The following is an 18,850-nucleotide window of genomic DNA, read 5'->3' as shown; positions in this document are numbered from 1 at the left end:
TAGGTTTTGGAATAAAGACTCAGGACGCAAGACAAAAGATCCAAGACTTTGATTTGCGTTGGAAAAAAGAATGCGTTAGAAATGAAACAAGGTTCTTATTTGGTGTATTTTCATTCTTCATTCCTAATTCTTCATTCTCTCTTTTGCTTGTTTCTTGCGTCTAAACTCTCGCTTACAGTCTCTTGCTTCTCAGAAATACCCTACCTTTTTACGCTTCTCCATCGCTGCCTCTGAGCGTTTGTCGTCAATTCTAGCACCGCGTTCTGAAATGGTAGATTGGCGGATTTCTTCGACCACAGCGTCCAGTGTATCGGCTTGGGAGAGTACTGCCGCTGTACATGTCATATCGCCGACAGTTCGGAAGCGCACCATTTTCTCGACCACTTCTTCATGTGGTTCCCTGTACACATGTTCGTTTGCTGTCCAGATTAAGCCATCCCGGAAGAATACCTCCCGCTTGTGCGCGAAATAAATGGATGGGATTTTGATATTTTCTGTTTTGATGTACTCCCATACATCCAATTCCGTCCAGTTGGAAATCGGAAATACCCGAACATTTTGCCCTTGGTCGATTCTTCCGTTGAGCATATCAAAGAGTTCGGGGCGTTGGTTTTTTTCATCCCATTGTCCAAAATCATCCCGTACAGAGAATACCCGCTCTTTTGCCCTTGCTTTTTCTTCATCCCTCCTTGCACCTCCTATGCAGGCATCGAATTTGAATTCTTCGATCGCATCCAAAAGGGTGGTAGTTTGAAGGGTATTCCTGCTGGCATAGCGGCCTTTTTCTTCCCTGACCTTTCCTTGGTCTATGGAATCCTGTACATTACGCACGATCAGTTCCAAGCCCAATTCCTTAACCAATTCATCCCTGAACTGAATGGTCTCAGGGAAGTTGTGCCCTGTATCAATGTGCAGTAATGGAAAAGGAATCTTGGCAGGATAAAATGCCTTCTGCGCCAAACGCACCAGAGTAATGGAATCCTTTCCTCCCGAAAAGAGCAAAACCGGCCGCTCAAATTGTGCCGCTACCTCTCTTAGGATATAGATGGATTCTGCTTCTTTAGGATTGAAATATATGGTTGGCATGTTGTTTTTGATTTTTAAATTCAGATTTTTTTAATAGGGGCAAGAGGTTAGAAACAAGAGACAAGACACGGGTTTTCGAAGAAATACTATTGTTCTATTTTAGATATCAATAGAATGTTAACCATTCCTGTGGTACTTTTTAAATTACCTGGTCCTTAGGTTGAAATCCACTGCTAATATTCTTGATTGCTCTTGTGTCTTGAATCTTAGGTCTAGTTTCTAAACTCTCGCTTTTACCTCCATGCAATCCACATTCCTTCTTTGAATCTTCCCACCACCATCTGCCTGCCCTAGGGTTTTCTCCGGGTTGGATGGCTCGGGTACAAGGGGCGCAGCCTATGCTGATAAAATTTTTGTCATGCAAGGGATTGTAGGGAATGTTATTTTCTTTGATGTAGGCAATCATTTGGTCATAAGACCAATCCAGTAGCGGGTTGTATTTGATGATCTGATTGGCATCATCCCATTCGATTTTATGCATAGCCTTCCTGTTGGCACTTTGTTCAGCCCTTAAACCAGTTATCCAAACACTTTTTGAAAATAATGCCCTTTTTAAAGGCTCTACTTTTCTAACCTGACAACAGGATTTTCTATTTTCTATAGATTCATAGAAGCCGTTGATTCCAATTGAACCCACTAAGTTCTCGACAGATTCTCTTTCAGGATAATAGACTTTAATGCGGGTTTTGTAGCGGCTTTCCGTCCGAGCAATCAAGTCAAGGGTCTCAGGAAATAAACGCCCGGTATCCAAAGTGAAAATCTCCACAGGCAAATGATGTGCGGCTATCATTTGGGTAATCACCTGATCTTCTTGTCCCAAAGAGGTTGAAAAAACGACTTTTTTGTGGAATAAGTCTGACAGCAAAGCTATTCCTTCCCATGGGGAGAGGGAGCTTATTTTGTTACTTAGGTTAGGCAAATTCTTCTTTAGGCTCATCTCTTTTTACTTTAGTAGCAGTTTCCCAAATTCTTTCATGGAAATAATACAGTGCTATTTTAGTGATCACTTCTATGGAACCGATAGAAACAGCCATGACCAATTGTCCTGTCACAAAATAGGAGATCACCATGGTGTTACCTACTGCTCTCCAGGAGATGGATTTTGCCAGGCTTTTTACATTACTGTCTCGGCCATTTTTGTTGATAAAGAATTTTTTGATAGGCTGATCTAGGATCATGAACAATTTCAGGTTAAGTGCAATTACAAAAGTATATAAAACCTATAAAAAAAGTAGGGTAAATAGGGAAAAAAATTTTATTCTTTATCTAAAATATCAGATAATGTCTTGTTTTCCAATATTTTAAGTGTTTCGTCTCGTACCTCGGCCATCACTTTATTGAGCCCACATTTGGCCTCATCTTTACACTCTGCACATGGTTCATAGTAATTCAGACTAACACATGGGAGCAGGGCTATGGGGCCTTCCAATAATCGGATCACTTTACTCAAAGGGACATCTTTGGGGTCTTTGATCAGGTAATAGCCTCCGCCTTTACCTTTTTTACTTCCTAGAATACCCGCCTTTTTGAGTTCTAAAAGGATGTTTTCAAGAAATTTGTGGGAAATGCCGTATTCCTCAGCTATGTCCTGGATCAATACGGTCTTTTGATCTCTGTGTTTGCCCAGATAGGTGAGGGCATGAAGGGCGTATTTGGTTTTCTTTGAAAGCATTGTTACAAAAATAGGTTTTGTATTTGAATCCACAAAGGCGAAACCTATTCTTGACCTTGGTCAGCGTTTCAATCTATTTTCAGTTATCTTTGCGGCATGAATTACCTATCTGTAGAAAATCTAAGCAAGTCTTTTGGGGAGCGCGTACTTTATCAGAACATTTCTTTCGGCATTGACCAGGGGCAGAAGATAGCCTTGGTTGGGGTCAATGGGGCAGGAAAGTCTACTTTGATGAAAATCATTATGGGATTGGAAGTGCCCGATTCCGGTAAAGTAGCCATCAATCAGCAGACCAAAGTTTCCTATGTCCACCAAAATCCAGTTTTTTCGGGCGGTTTGAGCATTTATCAAACCATATTTGAGGGTAGCCAAAATGAAACGCTTCAGGTGATAGAAGATTACCGCAAGGTATTGTTGGAGGCAGAAAGTGGTAAGGATACAGGAGATCGGTTGCAGCGTTTGATGGAAAAAATGGATGCCTTACAGGCTTGGGATTATGAGCATCAGATCAAGGAAGTTTTGGGAAAACTGGGGCTTCATGATCTGGAACTTCAGGTAGGGACCTTAAGTGGGGGTCAAAGAAAACGGGTAGCATTGGCCAAAGCTATTTTGGAAAAGCCGGATCTGCTTTTGTTGGACGAACCTACCAATCATCTCGATCTAGAAACCATAGAATGGTTGGAAGATTACCTTTCTAAGGCCAATTTGTCCCTATTTATGGTTACCCACGACCGGTATTTTCTGGAGAAAGTGACCAATGAAATCCTTGAACTGGACAACGGGAATATTTACCGTTATCAAGGCAATTATGGGTATTTCCTGGAGAAAAAGGCTGAGCGCAGGGAAATAGAGATGACCGAACAGGAAAAAGCAAAGAGCCTTTATAAAAAAGAGCTGGAGTGGATCCGTCGGCAGCCCAAGGCCAGAGGTACCAAAGCCAAATATAGGATCGATGCTTTTGAACAGACCAAAGAAAAGGCCTTTCAAAAAAGGGAAGAGCGGGAGATTGAACTGAGTGTGACCACTCAAAGGCTGGGCAATAAAATTCTTGAAATTGAAAAGCTGAATAAATCCTATGATGGCAAGCCCATCGTGAAGGATTTCAACTATATTTTCAAAAAAGGGGACAAGGTGGGCATCGTGGGTCCTAATGGTGCCGGGAAAACCACCTTTTTGAATATGCTCACCGGTTTGATTGCCCCGGACAGCGGATCTATCAATCTGGGGCAGACTACTGTTTTTGGATATTACAGACAGGAGGAAGACAGGTTTGATGAGGAAAAAAGACTCATTGATATCGTCAAAGAAGTGGCTGAAGTGGTCACCATCTCAGGAGGTAGCACGATTACGGTTTCCCAATTCTTGAACAAATTCGGATTTCCGCCCAAGCAACAACATACGCCTATTGCCAAGTTAAGCGGAGGAGAAAGAAGGCGCTTGCAACTCCTCATGGTGCTGATAAAGAGTCCAAATTTTCTCATTCTCGATGAGCCTACCAATGATTTGGATATCATGACTTTGAATACCCTGGAGGAGTTTCTGGATACTTTTCCGGGATGCTTGGTCATTGTTTCCCACGATAGGTATTTTATGGACAGGTTGGTGGACCATTTGTTTGTTTTTGAAGGGGAGGGGAGGATCAAAGACTTCCCCGGCAATTACACGGACTTCAGGGAATGGGAAAAGGAGCAAAAAACACTGGAGAAAAGCGAAAAGGCAGAGAAACAGGTTTCTGCTGAACCTAAACCGAATGCTGCAAAAGTCAAGGCCAGTTTTAAGGAGAAAAAAGAATTTGAAAGTCTGAGTGTTCAGATGGAAGCACTGAACAGTGAAAAATCCCAGTTGGTGGAGCAGATTTCTTCAGGTACGGAAGACCATGAAGCCTTGGTGAAATGGTCCCAAAGAATTGAGGAAATAGAAGGCAAGCTCGAAGAAATGGAAATGCGTTGGCTGGAACTGAGCGAACTGGATGGGATTGAATAAGTGGTTTCTGTACAGGATAACATTTTTTATGTTACACAGAGAAGGCACAGAGGTTCATGGAATTTGGCATAGTGGCTAAAGTGCCTGGAGTTAAGTAAGGAGCTTAGGAAGTCTTGGTTAAATGGTTCCCTTTAAAAATACATGCTTCGTTTCAGGCTCAAATTTTTCAATGGCGAACCTTAACATGGTCCTTGGCATGTTTTTATAGTGCTGTCTTAGAAATTGAAGTGCAGTGTGATAATCCCGGTTGCCTATTTCACGGATCATCCAACCGACTGCTTTATGGATGATGTCATGTGGGTGGGGAAGCAGGATCTCGGCGATTTTCAGGCTGTCTGAAAAGTCATCATGGTCAATGAAATAGAAGGTGCTGATTACCGCAATCCGTTGGACCCAGAGTTGTCCGGAATGGGCAAGTTCATACAGCAGACTCCTGTCTTTGTCGTAAAGCCAAGGCCCTAGAATTTTATGGGCAGAACTGTCCACCAAATCCCAATTATTGAGAAATTTTTTATTGGCAAGGTAAAAATCAACAATCGCCTGTTTTTCTTCCTCTGATTTTGACTTTTGAAACTTCTGCACCAAGATAAAAACGGCGGTCAGGCGGACTTCATGGTAAGGGTTTTGTATAGGTTCTTTCAGATCATCCAAAGTGACATCTCTCCAAAATTGACCTGCGATTTTTCTCTGTTCGGGGACTTTAACGCCCAAGAATTTGTCCCCTTCACCGTATTCGCCTTTACCGGTTTTGAAATATCCCTGTAGCAATTTGGCTTTGACTGGGTCTGCCAGGTATTCTAAACATTTAATGATTTCTTTTGCTTTGGGTGGATGGACCATATCATGGAATGTTTATCACAAATTAAGCTGTTTTCATAAAATACCCTTTAGATATTGCATCTAAAGGGTATGTGGGTGAATGGGCAACTTTTTACTAAAAGTCCATATCTTCTTCAAATTCTTCTCTATCTCTACTTCTTCCGTTCCGATCTTTAAAACCACCAAATCTATAGGCAAAGGAAATGGTGCCGATTCTGGTTTCCCTGTTAAACATCCTGTCCTGAACAAACCTTGAGTCCTCTGTTCTGATTCTGAAAATCCGCGTATTGAAAATATCACTGACATTCAGACTCACAGTGGCCTTGTTATTCATGATATTTTTTCTAACTCCTGCATTAATGCCCCACATGGGTTCAATTTCCCCTTGTGGCAATACAATCGGACCTCTATAGTTACCTTGTATCTGCACCGTGGCAAAATTTGGGATGGCCATATTTCCTAATAAAGCAACGGTCCAACTCAAGTTGGAATTGTTAAATCCTGCTTCAATATTGTCTCCGATAATTTCGGAATAGAAAACATTCCCGGTAAGGGTAGCATCAAACCATTGGGTTACCTGGATTTGGTTGACCAATTCAAAACCGGTAGCACTTCTGCTGTTGGCGTTTTCCCTGGTCTGTATGGCGACATTATTGTCATCCAGACGGATGACCCTGGTGAGGATATTGGTGGAAAACCTATGATACACTGTGGCGTTTAGCAAGTACTTTTCCCATCCTTTCATGTATCCTACCTCATAGCTGTTGGTGAGTTCAGGTTGTAGAAATGGATTCCCTACGGAAAGATTAAACAAATCAGACACCCTAAAAATGGGAGCCAAAGCCCACATATTGGGTCTGGAAATCCTTCTGCTAAAATTAGCAGTAAACTCCTCTTCTTTTCCCAAGTCATAAGAAAAATACAGGCTGGGGAAAAGATTGAAATAATTATTGATCACCTCATTTTGGTTCCTTTCTTGAATAGATCGCGTTTCTGTATATTCCCCTCTCAATCCACCCTGGTAGCCCAATTTCCCGATTTTATTTCGGTAACTCAAATAGGCGGCATATACATCTTCTTTAAAATTGAAGCCATCACTGAACAAATCGCTTCTTACTGGGATAAACTCTGTGCTGGCATCGCCTTGGAAAAAGTCCTGGCCTCTGTCCCATTCACCGAAAGTCCCTTTTAGGCCCGACTCAAGCTTGCCGCCGTTGGCAAAAGGTTTTTCATAGTCCAGCTGTAAAACATAAAAATGACTGCTCTGAGGTCTTTCGTTGATTTGCAATAATCGATTGGTGGGTATTTCCTGGTTGAATTGGTTGAAAAACAATTGATCGTAAATTTCTTCTTGGAACCTGTTGTCATAAGAGTAGGAAATGGAACTGAACAGCCGCTGACCTAGGGTATCAATGTCCCAAGTGTAATTAAGCCCGGTTTCTATGTTGTAACTTGTTCTGCTGTCGTCTGTATTTCTCACAAACAAACTGTCCAATTGCCGTAGGTTATTTTCATTTCTCTGATTAAGCTGATCAAAGGCCGTTCTATCCCTGAAATTTCCCTGCACATAGAACCCCAAGGTTTTATTTTCTGTAAAATTCAAATCGATACCCGTCCTCAATAAGTGATTCACATTGAAGTTTTCTCCATAATTGTCCTGATCCAAAAATGCAGAAGTGCTTGGCAAGAAAGACTGCCTTAATCCTTCTCCTTCCCTGAACAACCTTCTGTCCTGATAATTATAGGAGGCATAAATATTGGCAATACCTGTACCGTAGTTCATGTTAATACCCGCTTGATATTTATCTCTGGTTCCCAGAGAAAAGTTGGTTTGCCCATTGAAACCTGTTTTTTCATTTTTTTTAAGGATGATATTAATGATGCCACCTACTCCCGCGGCATCATATCTGGAGGAAGGGTTGGTAATCAATTCCACAGATTTGATGCTGTTGGCCGGAAACTGGGCCAAAATACTCTCAGCGTCATCTCCGGAAAGGTTAGAAGGCCGGCCATTGATGTAAATCAGGATATTTCCACTGCCCCGCATAGAAATTCCTCCTTCATCATCTACCTGAATGGATGGTAAAGTTTCCAATAATTCTGTCGCAGTTGCTCCCTCCGCCACAATGCTGTTTTCCACATTGTAGGTTCTTTTATCAATATCACTTTCAAACATGGAGGTAACCCCTTCCACTACCACTTCTTCCAAGTTAGTCGCATCAGGCCTGACCCTTAAATTCCCCACATTCAGCACCTCTTTGTCGGCCAGGTTGATTTTTCTGAAGTAATTCTCATAGCCGATAAAACCAACCCTTAACAAAAAATCCCCGCTTTGATCGGTCTCGAATGAAAAAGTACCATCCAAATCACTCATTCCGCCTGTCACAAGTGAGGAATCCGACACATTCAGCAAGGCAATATTGGCAAATTCCATGGGCTGATTGGACTCTCTGTCTGTTACTTTCCCTTTTATGGTAAAAGTTTGGGCCTGAAGCTTTGGGCTTAAAATAAGGAGGATCAAGATGTATAAATATGATAAAAGAAATTTCATTTTTAATCTTTTTTATGATTCGTGACCGCTATAGAAAGGCGTATTTGATATGTTAAAAAGCGCATTGCGCTTCAATTTTACCGCTTAATGGAAGTGAATTTTATCGGAAAATGACATAACATTCCGTTTTTACATTTTCGATAACTTTTAATTGGAAAGATTAAATTTAATTCCGTCTCGGATAATTTATATAATCTTGTATTTTAAAAAACGTGTATAATTGGGAATGGTTCCGGTAAATAAATGTATATACACCAATGCCCTGCTCAGGGTCTGTGCAGTCAAATACTTATGTAAGCGGTAAGGAAAACTGAGCGAAATAAGAAGGGAAAAATCAATTTTGGAAAAATAGTGGGAGTCAGGTCCCCACTATATTTTCCAAGGTTTGCTGGATCAGGCGATCTACAATGCCATAAGCATCATTTGAAAATTCATGTGTAATTCTATTGGCTATGATGGCATTTAAGCTCATTACTTCATGTCCCAATAACCTGCCCATGGCATAATAGCCGGCAGTTTCCATTTCAAAATTGGTCAATTGGAAACCTTCCACTTCAATAGTACCCAATTTTTCGATGATATCAGGAATAGCCGGTTTGACCCTTACTTCTCTTCCCTGTGGGCCAAAGAAACCAGGACAGGTTACCGTGTTTCCAATAATCAATCCTTTACCCACTTGCTCCAGCAGTTTTTGGGAGCCCTGAATACAGTAAGGGCGGAATGATAAGTCCAGTTCTTTTTGGATGGCTTTACTGACCCTTTCCTCGAGAGAGCTGTATTCAGTTTTGTAAAAAGCCATCAAAGTGTCCAGTCCAATGCCGTAAGCTGAAGCCAGCAGTGAACCTGCTGGGATTTCTCTCCGCATACTTCCTGAGGTTCCTATGCGGATAATGTCTAAGCAAGTGTGTTCATCTTTGGGTAAACGTGTTTTGAAATCAACATTCACCAGTGCGTCCAGCTCTGTCATGAAGATTTCAATATTATCCGTCCCCATTCCCGTACTGATGGCGGTGATTCTTTTTCCTTTATAGTATCCGGTATGGGTGACAAATTCCCTTTTAGAAATTTTGAATTCTATGCTGTCGAAATATTGGGAGACTTTTTGAACCCTTTCCGGATCCCCTACGGCAATAACAGTTGAAGCCAGGTGCTCTGGCTTCAGGTTGAGATGATAAATGCTTCCGTCCGGATTAATGATCAGCTCTGACTCTGGAATCCTTTTCTTCATGGATGATATTTTTTACTTTTTCCTTATCCTGTCTTCTGAAAAGACCCTTGTAAGGATTGTATCCGTTAGTGTTTTTTTGATAGTATCCTGTACCATCATATGGCCTTTTTTTAGGGTGCTCTTTGCATTCCGAAGAGCAGGCTCCTTCCATTTCCCAGCCGCATTTTTCACAGATCGGAAGGTGGGCATTACAGGTTGGGTTGGCACAGTTGACCATCCTGTCGCAAGTTGTACCACACACATGGCAGGTTGAAATAACAGTCGGGTTTACCTTATTGACATCTACGGCAATTCTGTTGTCAAACACATAACACTTTCCTTCAAAATCTTCCCCGCCGGCTTCTAATCCATATTTGATGATGCCGCCATGGAGCTGATAGACATCTTTGAAGCCTTGCTCTAATAGGAAAGCAGATGCTTTTTCACATTTGATACCACCAGTACAGTAAGTCAGTACTTTTTTATCCTTAAGGTGTTCAAGCTCTTTTACCTTTTCGGGAAAATCCCTGAAATTATCAATATCCAGGGTAATGGCATTCTTGAACCTGCCGAGTTCGTGCTCATAATTGGAGCGGACATCCAGAATGACCACGTCTTCCTGATCTTTTAAAGCTTTGAATTCTTCAGGTTCCAAGTGTTTTCCTGTTTTCACATTGGGATCAATATGGCGCAGGCTGCTGTGTACAATCTCAGGTTTGACCCTCACATGGATTTTTGCAAAGGCATGCTTGTCGTGGGATTCGATTTTGAATTCCGTTTTGGCAAATCTTGGATCTGAATGCACATAAGCCATGTACTTCTCACAATCTTCCTTAAGTCCGGATACGGTACCATTCAGACCTTCGGGCGAGATGATGATACGGCCTCTGATATTGTTTTCTATACAGAACAGGTGGTGTTCTTCTCTGTATGCCTCAGGATCTTCGATCTGTGCATAGCAATAATAAAGCAGGATGCTGTAATTGTTGTTTTCCATAACTTATGCCCTGTTTCCGACAGGGTGTTTTGGTGTATTATTGAATTGATTTTACTTTCTTATGGGTGCCGCAGGGTTGCCAAAAACAGTTTCACCGTCTTTGACATCAGCAATCACCACAGAGCCGGCACCAACTCTGGCGTCTTTACCAATGGTAATTCCAGACACGATCACTACACCGGAACCAATAAAAGCGCCTTCTTTGATGGTCACATTCGAATTGACTACAGAGCCGGCCCCTAACTGAACGAAATCTCCCACTTCGGCCTGATGCTCAACGATCGCTCCTGAGTGAATGATGCAGTGGTTACCAATCTTAGCTCCGGCACCAATATGGCTGTTGGCATTGATGAAGTTGCCATGACCAATGGCTGCATCCGTTGAAATATAAGCCCTTTCGTGCACGGCATTGACAGGCTGTACTTTTCTTCTCTCATTGAGCAGTTCTACCAGAAATTTTCTGTATTTGTTGTCATCAACCGCTACAAATGCCTCGCATTTTTTGCCGATCAATTTCAGGTAACCGTCGTCCTCAGGATGCCCTAAAACGGGTACCACATTGATTTCATTGCCGTGAAGCTTTTCATCCTCTTCCAGAAAACCATAAACAATGATCTGGTTGCTGTTGAAGATTTCCAAAGCTGGATGGGCAATTCCCTTTGCACCAAGAATGATTACCGGTTTGTCCATGTTCATAGTAAATTGGATGGCAAAAGTACGGCAAATCGGGGTTTAAAGCAAAAGTCATCTTTTGGTAGGCTTCAGCAGAGACTGTCCAATTTTACAATCCAGGCAGCGTTTGGTTTTACAATATTGACGGTAAAGCCCTATCATGCCCTGACTGTCAAAGGCATTGTCTGCAGGCCATCCAATTTGGGCAAACTTTCTGATTATAAAGTTATTTTCCGAAGGGATTTCTTGAAGCAATTCGAAACATTTCTCTTTCCAATCCGGATCATTGAGGTATTGTCCATACGCATACCATAGTGGTGTGATTAAATTGATAATCAATAGATTAATGGTGTCCTTGCTTAAGGATGCGGCTAATTTTCTTTTGGAAGATATGCCTGGTCGGGTATGTTGTTGCCAATATGGGGCCACCTCAATGGTAAAGATTTCCTTGAACTTTCCGAGACCTTGGGAGGCATCCAAAATAGTGGAAAACAAAGAAGGGTTTTTAGCGATGATCTGGGCGAGTTGGGCAATCCTTTGGTAGGGAAAATTGCCCGGGCGGACCCCCATAAATTTCCAATCATGATAGTTCAAGTTGGACTTTAGCCCATATTTTTTCTGATAAAAATCATATTCAGACTTTAAGAAAATTGTCCTTTCATCCCTACTTGCATCATATAATAGTCCTGCCTGACCCAATAAGAGGGCTTCCAAAACCATGAACTTGCTGCCCTGCTTTTGGAGGATTTTGAATGGTAAAGATTCAGCAAGAATCAGCATGGAATCGGAATTGGTTTTGAACCCAAAGCAATTCAACATCCATCGGTAAGCCGTCTCTTCCCAATCCATTCCGGTTTTCTGAAGGATTTCCAGTACTTTTTGAGATTTGAGTTCCATTCTTTCTACCAAAGCCTTCTCCAGCATGGAAAATTTTATGATCTGAGGTACTGATCCTATGCTGTCGCCACAAAGTATTTCTCCTTTGTTCAAGGTTAATCTCTCATAATTCCGGATGACATCCAGCCAGATTTTACCTTTTAATTCCAAGGTGGGAATAGGGCTGCCATCCCTATGAAAAATGGGTACATCATGGTTGAAAACTACATGCAGGATTACCGAATTGTACTTGTCGTCCTGACTGTGTGCATGGTGATTCCAGTCAGATGCATTCCTGTGGATTTCTACATGTCCATGGTAATCCAAATTTCCAATCTTGAGGTGTGCTTCCAGAAAATCCGGGCCTTCATGAAAATTATGAAAGCCGATTTTTTTTACCTCCAAGTTTTGCCCAGTTGTGGTCTGTAGATTTTTTTTGTCAAAATATTGATACTTCCAGACCGTTTGAAGAAAATTTTCCTGAAAATCCATAACCAAAAGTCCGTTTAAAAATTAAATCCATAGATTCATAAATAAGGACTTAATTTAACGCAAAATAGACACGAATGAAATACTTGTACCTGATTTTCTTTTTTATGCCACAGCTGATGTGGGCACAAAACCCTACTTTAGACAGCCTTTTTGCTGAAAAATCCAAGCCTCATCATGACACGGTATATTCGGCCATTTACAACAATATTTTTATCGAATATTTTGAAAAGGACATCGACCTGGCCTTGAAATACTTGGATACCGCCATCCTTTTTGCCGAAAAAGCGGAGAATGTGAGAAGGATGGGTTTATTGATTAAAAATAAAGGGGTGGTGCTTCAACGGACCGGAAAAACAAATTTAGCTCTGAAAACCTATTTGCAGGCCCTGAATTATGCGGAGGCAGCAAGGGATATGCAAAGCATGATTCGGTTGTTTGGTAATATGGCTTCGATTTACATGTCCCAAAATCAACTCGAGCAGGCTGAGGCTTACTACCAGAAAATCCTTCTGAATTTTGAGGAAATGAAGGATACGGTCATGTATATTAAAACACTGAATAATATCGGGCTTATTTACAAACGGCAAGGGAACTATAAGCAGGCTATGGATTTTTTCCAAAGAGGGCTGGATTTGGCTGAAAAGAAATCGGAAAAATTAGATAAAGCCAATATCCTGAACAATTTAGGTCTTTCTTACCTGGAACAGGAAGAATTTAAAAAGGCTAAATCTGCATTTGATCAGGCCTTGGAAATCAATCTCAGCTTAGGTTCTACTTACCAAGAGTCTATGAACAGGCTTAACCTCGGCAAACTTTATCTGTTACAGAAGCAATATTTGGAAGCAGTTAGGGAAGGGGAAAGGGTATTGTCCTTGGCGGAAAAGGAAAGTTTTCCTGAAGATGAAGCGCTTGCCAATCAATTGCTTTATGAAGTTCACAAAGAATTGGGGCAGGCGGAAAAGGCGATGCATTACCTGGAAAGATATGTGGAACTTCAGGAAAAGTTGCTAAAAGAAACGTATAGCCGGGATTTGGCTGAATTGCAGGAAGAATTCAATGTGGTACAAAAGGAGCAGGAAATCACATCGCTGAGACAACAAGAGGCGGTTCAGGCGGCCCTGCTTTCAAAAAGAAACATCCAGTTGACATTTGGGACAGTGCTGCTTTTCTTGTTGATCGGATTATTGCTGTCGGCCTTGTATCTGATGAAGGTCAGGAAGAAAACTTCCGATGAGCTTGCCAAGAAAAACCAAAGAATTGAAACCCTGATCCGGGAGCTTCATCACAGGGTAAAAAACAACCTTCAGATAGTCAATAGCCTATTGAGTTTACAATACAACAGGGTAGAAGATGAAGGTACAAAGCAGGCCATCATGGAAGGGCAGAGCAGATTGGAAGCCATGGCATTGATCCACAAAAACCTGTACATGGAAGATGATTTTTCAGGTCTGGATATGCGGCAATATATGGACTTTTTGACACGTAGTCTTGCTGTCAGTTATGGGTTTCCGGTAGATGCGGTTAGCAATGACATCCAACTTGAAAATCCGGTTTTTGATCTTGATCAGGCAGTTCCGCTGGGATTGATAGTCAATGAATTGGCTTCAAATGCCTTCAAATATGCTTTCGAAAACAAAGAATACGCACAGCTCATGGTGGAGATGAAGGAAAAAGACAACAAAGTAATATTTCGTATGAAGGATAATGGTATTGGGCTTCCAAAAGAAGTCCAACCTGAAATGAGTCCTTCCTTTGGTCTGAAGCTTGTCACCACATTGATAAAGCAACTTAACTCCAAGCTTGAAACCAATAATTCCCAAGGCTTGGAATATGTATTTGAATTTAACAGGAAATAAGATGGCCTATCCACAGCGTGTCCTTATCATTGAAGATGAACTTTTGGTTGCCCTTGACATTGAGGAAACGGTTCAGTTATTGGGATATACGGTTGTTGGGTCAGCAGGCAATCCCTGGGAAGCAAAAGATCTTTATTTCCAACACCTTCCTTCCATTGTCATCTGTGATGTCAATCTCCATGCAGAACAGGATGGTATTGACTTGATGAAAGAGCTTTACAAAATCCAATCCTGCCAGGTGGTGTTTTTGACAGCCTATCATGACGAGAAAACCATCAATAGGTCTTTGGAATTACCCAATAGCCAATATTTGGTCAAACCTTTTAATGCCAATCAGTTAAAAGCAACCCTTCAACTGGCTACTGCCAAGACAGGTCCATCAGCGAATTCTCCTGACTTTCTTTCTTCCCGGGAACTCGAGATAATCAGGCAGCTTGCTGATGGCAAAACCATGCATGAAATAGCTGATGTGCTCAATCTAAGCTACCATACCGTGACCACTCATACCAAAAATATCAGAAGAAAAATGGAGGTGCACAGTAATCTGGATGTGGTGGCTGTGGCGTTTAAAAACAAATGGATCTAAGGGTTGTCTTATAAATACATATCCAGAAGGGCTTCCATTTCTTGCTGAAGTTTTCCTGCCTCGTTTCTTGCTGCTTGGGCAAAATTATGGTCACTTCCTGCGTAAATGATTCCTCTTGAGGAGTTTACCAACAATCCGCATTCCCTGTTCATTCCGTATTTGGCCACTTCTTCCAGGCTTCCTCCTTGAGCTCCGACTCCTGGCACCAAGAAGAAGTGGTCAGGAACAATTTTTCTTACTTCTCCGATTTTTTCACCTCTGGTAGCGCCAACCACATACATCATGTTTTCGGGACTGCCCCATTGGGAGCTTTTTTCCAGGACCTCCTGAAAAAGTGGTTTGCCATTGGCAGCACCGAATAGCTGGAAATCTTTGCTTCCTTCATTCGAGGTCAAGGCCAATAGAATTACCCATTTGCCCTCGAATTCAAGGAATGGCTTTACACTGTCCACTCCCATGTACGGAGCTACCGTGATGGAATCAAAATCCATCGATTCAAAAAAAGCCTTGGCATACAATGAAGAAGTATTCCCTATATCTCCTCTTTTGGCATCGGCAATGGTAAAAATATCTTTGGGGATATATTCTAGTGTTTTATTTAAACTTTCCCATCCTTTTGGGCCCAAAGCCTCATAGAAAGCAATATTGGGTTTGTAGGCCACGGCATAATCGGCCGTAGCATCTATTATCTGTCTGTTGAATTCAAAAACAGGGTCTTTTTCCCGGAGCAGATGGCCAGGGATTTTGGAAAGGTCAGTATCCAGGCCTACGCATAGAAAGGATCTTTTCTTTTGGATTTCTTTTATTAGCTGCTTTCGGTTCATTTGGTGGTTTTTTCTTCAAAAGTAGGGATAAAAAAGAATCCCGCACGGTATGCGGGATTAAAATCATCTCAGATCAATAATTTCTACTTTGCCGTATTGCTGAGGATTAAATACAAAATGATCATCAGGTAAATCCACGTTTGTATTGAGGCTGGTAAACCTGTATTTGAAGACATCACCCTGGTCATCATGTATTTCCCAGCCGAGGAGGTCTTTCTTTTCTTTATCCACTGTCAAAATTACTTTTTTGAAAGGAGCTGAAGATTTTTCGGCCAAGAGTTCTATTTCCTGAAGTACCACCCTGTTTTCGGTCCTTTCACCGATCAACCTGTAATTGTATCCTTTTTGGTATATGGTGTACACAGAGGAAGGGGTTAATTCATCCCCCATATCACTGGCATTGTTGATGGTTACTTCTTTATAGCCCGAAGATTCTATATAAGTCCAAACCGTTTTCCCATTGTTGAAAATTTCCTGATCCGGTAATTTGATACGGTATTTTTCACCTTTGATGGCAATTTCCCCTTTTCTTGGTTGCATTCTACCATCAGAAAATTCAAAGCTTGCCTTCATTCCCTTCAGGGACTTGTATTTTTGGCTTACCCCATCCAATATAGCCTTCGCTTTTGGGTCTTTTTGGCTGTAGGCCGCCTGCGAGAAAAGCCCCAAAAGGCAAACAATCCATATAAATTTTCGAAACAACATTTGATTTTTGAGTTAATCCTTCTCTTTAATCTAATTACGGTCTTACAAGCTGTTCAATAACCGTTCCAAACTTTCTTCATCCTGAATCAAAACTTCCCGGGCCTTACTTCCTTCAAATGGTCCTACAATACCTGCCGCCTCCAGCTGATCTACAATCCTTCCAGCCCGGTTGTAACCGAGTTTGAGTTTTCTTTGGATCAGGGAAGTACTGCCCTGCTGGTGGAGGACGATCAGCCTTGCGGCTTCATCAAACAAAGGATCCCTATCTGCCAGGTCAATATCAGCAATGCCGCTATCTCCCTCTTCTCCTTCAAATTCTGGCAATAAATAAGCATCTGGGTAGCCTTTTTGTTCACCTATCCAATCGCAGATAGCATCTACTTCCGGCGTGTCCAGAAAGGCACACTGCAAGCGGGTGACATCCGAGCCTTGAGAAAGGAGCATGTCCCCCATACCGATCAATTGTTCTGCTCCTCCTGAATCCAAAATCGTACGGCTGTCTATTTTGGAAGTCACCCGGAATGATAACCTGGCCGGAAAATTGGCCTTGATGATACCGGTAATCACATTGACGGAAGGCCTTTGCGTAGCTACCACCAAGTGGATCCCGATAGCCCTGGCCAACTGTGCCAGACGGGCTATTGGTGCTTCAATTTCTTTGCCCGCCGTCATCATCAAATCTGCCAATTCATCGATTACCAATACGATATAAGGCATGAATTTATGGCCTTTCTCGGGATTCAGTTTACGCGCGATAAACTTGGCATTGTATTCTTTGAGGTTTCTACAGCCCGCATCTTTGAGCAGGTTGTACCGGTTGTCCATCTCTATACAAAGGGAGTTCAGCGTATAGATTACTTTTTTGGTATCGGTGATAATCGCCTCCTCCGAACCGGGCAATTTGGCCAGGAAGTGGCGTTCAATTTTATTGAAAAGGGTAAGTTCCACCTTTTTGGGATCCACCAGGACAAACTTTAGCTGTGCAGGATGTTTTTTATAGACCAAGGAGGCTAGGATCATGTTCAATCCCACAGATTTACCCTGACCGGTGGCACCGGCCATGAGCAGGTGGGGCATTTTGGCCAGGTCTATGACGAACACTTCATTGGAAATGGTTTTTCCCAATGCCACAGGCAGATCCTTGTCACTCTTCATGAATTTCTCTGTACCCAGCACCGCTTTGGCAGGGACCAGTTCCCGGTTTTTATTGGGAACTTCAATACCAATGGTCCCTTTGCCCGGCATGGGAGCGATGATCCTTATACCTAGAGCCGCCAGATTAAGGGCAATATCATCTTCCAGGTTTTTGATTTTGGAGATTTTTACCCCCGGATCAGGTACAATCTCATATAAGGTAACTGTGGGGCCAATCGTGGCTTTGATTTCCTGAATGCCGATTTTGAAGTTGACCAAGGTCTCTACGATCTTGTTCTTATTTTCTTCCAATTCCTGTCTGGAGACGGTGACCTTTTGGAAGTCATACTCATTCAATAAGTCCAAAGTTGGATATTGGTATTTGGGAAGATCCAAGGTAGGATCGTAAGGATCCAGATTTTCCACTTGATCTGCAGTTTTTTCCTCTCCTTCTCCTGTGATTACTGAAAATCTTTTTTCATCGGCTTTTGATGAGGTTTCGGCAGGAACAAGCTCTTCTACCTTTGATTCTTCCACATTGAAAACAGGTGAAGGTACCGGTGATTTCTTGGTTTTTTCCTCTGAAGAAATGGTCCAAGAACTTCCATCATCTTCGGCTTCCTCCTCTGTCAAACCCATCTCATCCTGTTCATCCTCTATTTCATCGGTATCGGCTGCAAAAGGTGATTTCTTTAATTGGGCTTCCCCTGTAGCAGGTTCTGATTCCTCTTTTTGGCTGGAAGTAAACCAATTGAACTGATCAATATTGAAATAAAAGACTATGAAAATAAGCAGAGAGACGACAATCAATATAAATGTTCCCCAGCCGAGAAAATTGTCTGCCAAAACACCCAGTTCGATGCCAAATCCCCCGCTCAAATCCCCTAAAACATGGTATCCATCAGATTTTTGGACCAGATATCCGGTAAGCAGACAAAGCCAAAAGGTAAAGAACAGGGCAAAAGTAGCATACCGGGACAGGGAGAAAATCTTCTTTTTAAATGCCATCTTGAACCCAAGAATAAACAGGAAGGGCGGCAATAAGAAAGAAGCAATTCCAAACCATTTATGGATGAAGACGTGGGAAAGCTGTGCACCCAAGAATCCCAGCCAGTTGCGTGCCTCTTCTGCTGTGCTTCTGATATCCTGATCTACAGAAGAAACTACTACATCCTGATCAGCCCTGCCTTCAAACAGGTAGCTGATAAATGCAAAAAACATGAATAAAGAGAGTGAAATCAGAATGATCCCAAATGTCAATGGAATTCTTTTGTCTTGTGTAAAGGACATGGAAAACCATTTTTTCCCACTCGAACTGGGTTTTTGTTTGGGGTCGTTCTTTTTTCTAAAAGTATTTGCTCTGGGTGTCTCTGAAGCCATTTTGTGTTCG

16 protein-coding genes are annotated in these 18,850 nt (G+C 42.0%); 3 read left to right on the top strand and 13 right to left on the bottom strand.

Features of this window, described 5'->3' with window-relative positions; all coding sequences use genetic code 11:
- Window positions 1-189 precede the first annotated feature (189 nt).
- The 4 genes from cysD to BC751_RS01595 form a co-directional block, all read right to left on the bottom strand.
- On the bottom strand, window positions 190-1,086 hold the full coding sequence (gene cysD, locus BC751_RS01610) for a sulfate adenylyltransferase subunit CysD (RefSeq protein WP_130274026.1): 897 nt from the start codon (window positions 1,084-1,086) through the stop codon (window positions 190-192).
- A gap of 139 nt (window positions 1,087-1,225) precedes the next feature.
- Window positions 1,226-2,023, bottom strand: a complete 798-nt coding sequence (locus BC751_RS01605; RefSeq protein ID WP_130274025.1) for a phosphoadenylyl-sulfate reductase — start codon at window positions 2,021-2,023, stop codon at window positions 1,226-1,228.
- On the bottom strand, window positions 1,998-2,264 hold the full coding sequence (locus BC751_RS01600) for a DUF2061 domain-containing protein (RefSeq protein WP_130274024.1): 267 nt from the start codon (window positions 2,262-2,264) through the stop codon (window positions 1,998-2,000). Before BC751_RS01600 ends, BC751_RS01605 begins: the two co-directional genes overlap by 26 nt.
- Window positions 2,265-2,341: 77 nt before the next feature.
- Window positions 2,342-2,758, bottom strand: a complete 417-nt coding sequence (locus BC751_RS01595; RefSeq protein ID WP_130274023.1) for an RrF2 family transcriptional regulator — start codon at window positions 2,756-2,758, stop codon at window positions 2,342-2,344.
- 96 nt (window positions 2,759-2,854) lie between these two features.
- On the opposite strand from BC751_RS01595, the gene BC751_RS01590 reads away from it, so the two are divergent.
- Complete coding sequence (locus BC751_RS01590) at window positions 2,855-4,741, top strand: ABC-F family ATP-binding cassette domain-containing protein (protein WP_130274022.1); 1,887 nt, start codon at window positions 2,855-2,857, stop codon at window positions 4,739-4,741.
- A 117-nt stretch (window positions 4,742-4,858) separates the two neighbouring features.
- Here BC751_RS01590 and BC751_RS01585 read toward each other — a convergent pair whose 3' ends face one another.
- From BC751_RS01585 to BC751_RS01560, 6 genes are all read right to left on the bottom strand, one after another.
- Entirely contained in the window at window positions 4,859-5,581 is a 723-nt protein-coding gene (locus BC751_RS01585) for a DNA alkylation repair protein (RefSeq protein ID WP_130274021.1), read from the bottom strand.
- 94 nt (window positions 5,582-5,675) lie between these two features.
- A complete protein-coding gene (locus BC751_RS01580) occupies window positions 5,676-8,111 on the bottom strand; it encodes a TonB-dependent receptor (RefSeq protein WP_130274020.1) in 2,436 nt (811 codons plus the stop codon).
- A gap of 358 nt (window positions 8,112-8,469) precedes the next feature.
- Window positions 8,470-9,339: a nucleoside phosphorylase gene (locus tag BC751_RS01575; protein ID WP_130274019.1), complete on the bottom strand. Its 870-nt coding sequence runs from the start codon at window positions 9,337-9,339 to the stop codon at window positions 8,470-8,472.
- Window positions 9,302-10,315, bottom strand: a complete 1,014-nt coding sequence (gene trhO / locus BC751_RS01570) for an oxygen-dependent tRNA uridine(34) hydroxylase TrhO (protein WP_130274018.1) — start codon at window positions 10,313-10,315, stop codon at window positions 9,302-9,304. The genes BC751_RS01575 and trhO overlap by 38 nt, the downstream gene beginning before the upstream one ends.
- 51 nt (window positions 10,316-10,366) lie before the next feature.
- Window positions 10,367-11,005 carry an acetyltransferase gene (locus tag BC751_RS01565; protein WP_130274017.1) on the bottom strand — a complete coding sequence of 213 codons (639 nt, stop codon included), beginning with the start codon at window positions 11,003-11,005 and terminating at the stop codon, window positions 10,367-10,369.
- 54 nt (window positions 11,006-11,059) lie between these two features.
- Entirely contained in the window at window positions 11,060-12,355 is a 1,296-nt protein-coding gene (locus BC751_RS01560; protein ID WP_130274016.1) for a DUF2851 family protein, read from the bottom strand.
- Window positions 12,356-12,429: 74 nt separating this feature from the next.
- Here BC751_RS01560 and BC751_RS01555 point away from each other — a divergent pair, with 74 nt between their 5' ends.
- On the top strand, window positions 12,430-14,211 hold the full coding sequence (locus tag BC751_RS01555; protein ID WP_130274015.1) for a tetratricopeptide repeat protein: 1,782 nt from the start codon (window positions 12,430-12,432) through the stop codon (window positions 14,209-14,211).
- A 1-nt stretch (window position 14,212) separates the two neighbouring features.
- The gene (locus BC751_RS01550; protein WP_165389779.1) at window positions 14,213-14,797 is read left to right on the top strand and encodes a response regulator transcription factor; all 585 of its coding nucleotides are present in this window, start codon (window positions 14,213-14,215) and stop codon (window positions 14,795-14,797) included.
- Window positions 14,798-14,805: 8 nt separating this feature from the next.
- On the opposite strand, the gene pyrF is transcribed toward BC751_RS01550, so the two are convergent.
- From pyrF to BC751_RS01535, 3 genes are all read right to left on the bottom strand, one after another.
- Window positions 14,806-15,621 (bottom strand): orotidine-5'-phosphate decarboxylase, encoded by an 816-nt coding sequence (pyrF, locus tag BC751_RS01545; protein ID WP_130274013.1) that lies wholly within the window; start codon window positions 15,619-15,621, stop codon window positions 14,806-14,808.
- Window positions 15,622-15,684: 63 nt separating this feature from the next.
- The gene (lolA1, locus tag BC751_RS01540) at window positions 15,685-16,326 is read right to left on the bottom strand and encodes an outer membrane lipoprotein periplasmic chaperone LolA1 (RefSeq protein ID WP_423191582.1); all 642 of its coding nucleotides are present in this window, start codon (window positions 16,324-16,326) and stop codon (window positions 15,685-15,687) included.
- 42 nt (window positions 16,327-16,368) lie between these two features.
- Window positions 16,369-18,840: an FtsK/SpoIIIE family DNA translocase gene (locus BC751_RS01535; RefSeq protein ID WP_130274012.1), complete on the bottom strand. Its 2,472-nt coding sequence runs from the start codon at window positions 18,838-18,840 to the stop codon at window positions 16,369-16,371.
- Window positions 18,841-18,850: the final 10 nt, after the last annotated feature.

The organism is Cecembia calidifontis (assembly GCF_004216715.1).
GTDB lineage: Bacteria > Bacteroidota > Bacteroidia > Cytophagales > Cyclobacteriaceae > Cecembia_A > Cecembia_A calidifontis.
Note: the sequence above shows the minus strand (reverse complement) of the source record. Positions and strands in the feature narration are given on the sequence as shown.

Bases quoted from the DNA above. Each gene is read 5' to 3' on its own strand.
- BC751_RS01560 (WP_130274016.1), bottom strand. From the start codon at position 12,355: ATGGATTTTCAGGAAAATTTTCTTCAAACGGTCTGGAAGTATCAATAT.
- BC751_RS01590 (WP_130274022.1), top strand. From the start codon at position 2,855: ATGAATTACCTATCTGTAGAAAATCTAAGCAAGTCTTTTGGGGAGCGC.
- lolA1 (WP_423191582.1), bottom strand. From the start codon at position 16,326: ATGTTGTTTCGAAAATTTATATGGATTGTTTGCCTTTTGGGGCTTTTC.
- BC751_RS01550 (WP_165389779.1), top strand. From the start codon at position 14,213: ATGGCCTATCCACAGCGTGTCCTTATCATTGAAGATGAACTTTTGGTT.
- pyrF (WP_130274013.1), bottom strand. From the start codon at position 15,621: ATGAACCGAAAGCAGCTAATAAAAGAAATCCAAAAGAAAAGATCCTTT.
- BC751_RS01575 (WP_130274019.1), bottom strand. From the start codon at position 9,339: ATGAAGAAAAGGATTCCAGAGTCAGAGCTGATCATTAATCCGGACGGA.
- BC751_RS01600 (WP_130274024.1), bottom strand. From the start codon at position 2,264: ATGATCCTAGATCAGCCTATCAAAAAATTCTTTATCAACAAAAATGGC.
- BC751_RS01605 (WP_130274025.1), bottom strand. From the start codon at position 2,023: ATGAGCCTAAAGAAGAATTTGCCTAACCTAAGTAACAAAATAAGCTCC.
- cysD (WP_130274026.1), bottom strand. From the start codon at position 1,086: ATGCCAACCATATATTTCAATCCTAAAGAAGCAGAATCCATCTATATC.
- BC751_RS01535 (WP_130274012.1), bottom strand. From the start codon at position 18,840: ATGGCTTCAGAGACACCCAGAGCAAATACTTTTAGAAAAAAGAACGAC.
- BC751_RS01595 (WP_130274023.1), bottom strand. From the start codon at position 2,758: ATGCTTTCAAAGAAAACCAAATACGCCCTTCATGCCCTCACCTATCTG.
- BC751_RS01580 (WP_130274020.1), bottom strand. From the start codon at position 8,111: ATGAAATTTCTTTTATCATATTTATACATCTTGATCCTCCTTATTTTA.
- BC751_RS01585 (WP_130274021.1), bottom strand. From the start codon at position 5,581: ATGGTCCATCCACCCAAAGCAAAAGAAATCATTAAATGTTTAGAATAC.
- trhO (WP_130274018.1), bottom strand. From the start codon at position 10,315: ATGGAAAACAACAATTACAGCATCCTGCTTTATTATTGCTATGCACAG.
- BC751_RS01565 (WP_130274017.1), bottom strand. From the start codon at position 11,005: ATGGACAAACCGGTAATCATTCTTGGTGCAAAGGGAATTGCCCATCCA.
- BC751_RS01555 (WP_130274015.1), top strand. From the start codon at position 12,430: ATGAAATACTTGTACCTGATTTTCTTTTTTATGCCACAGCTGATGTGG.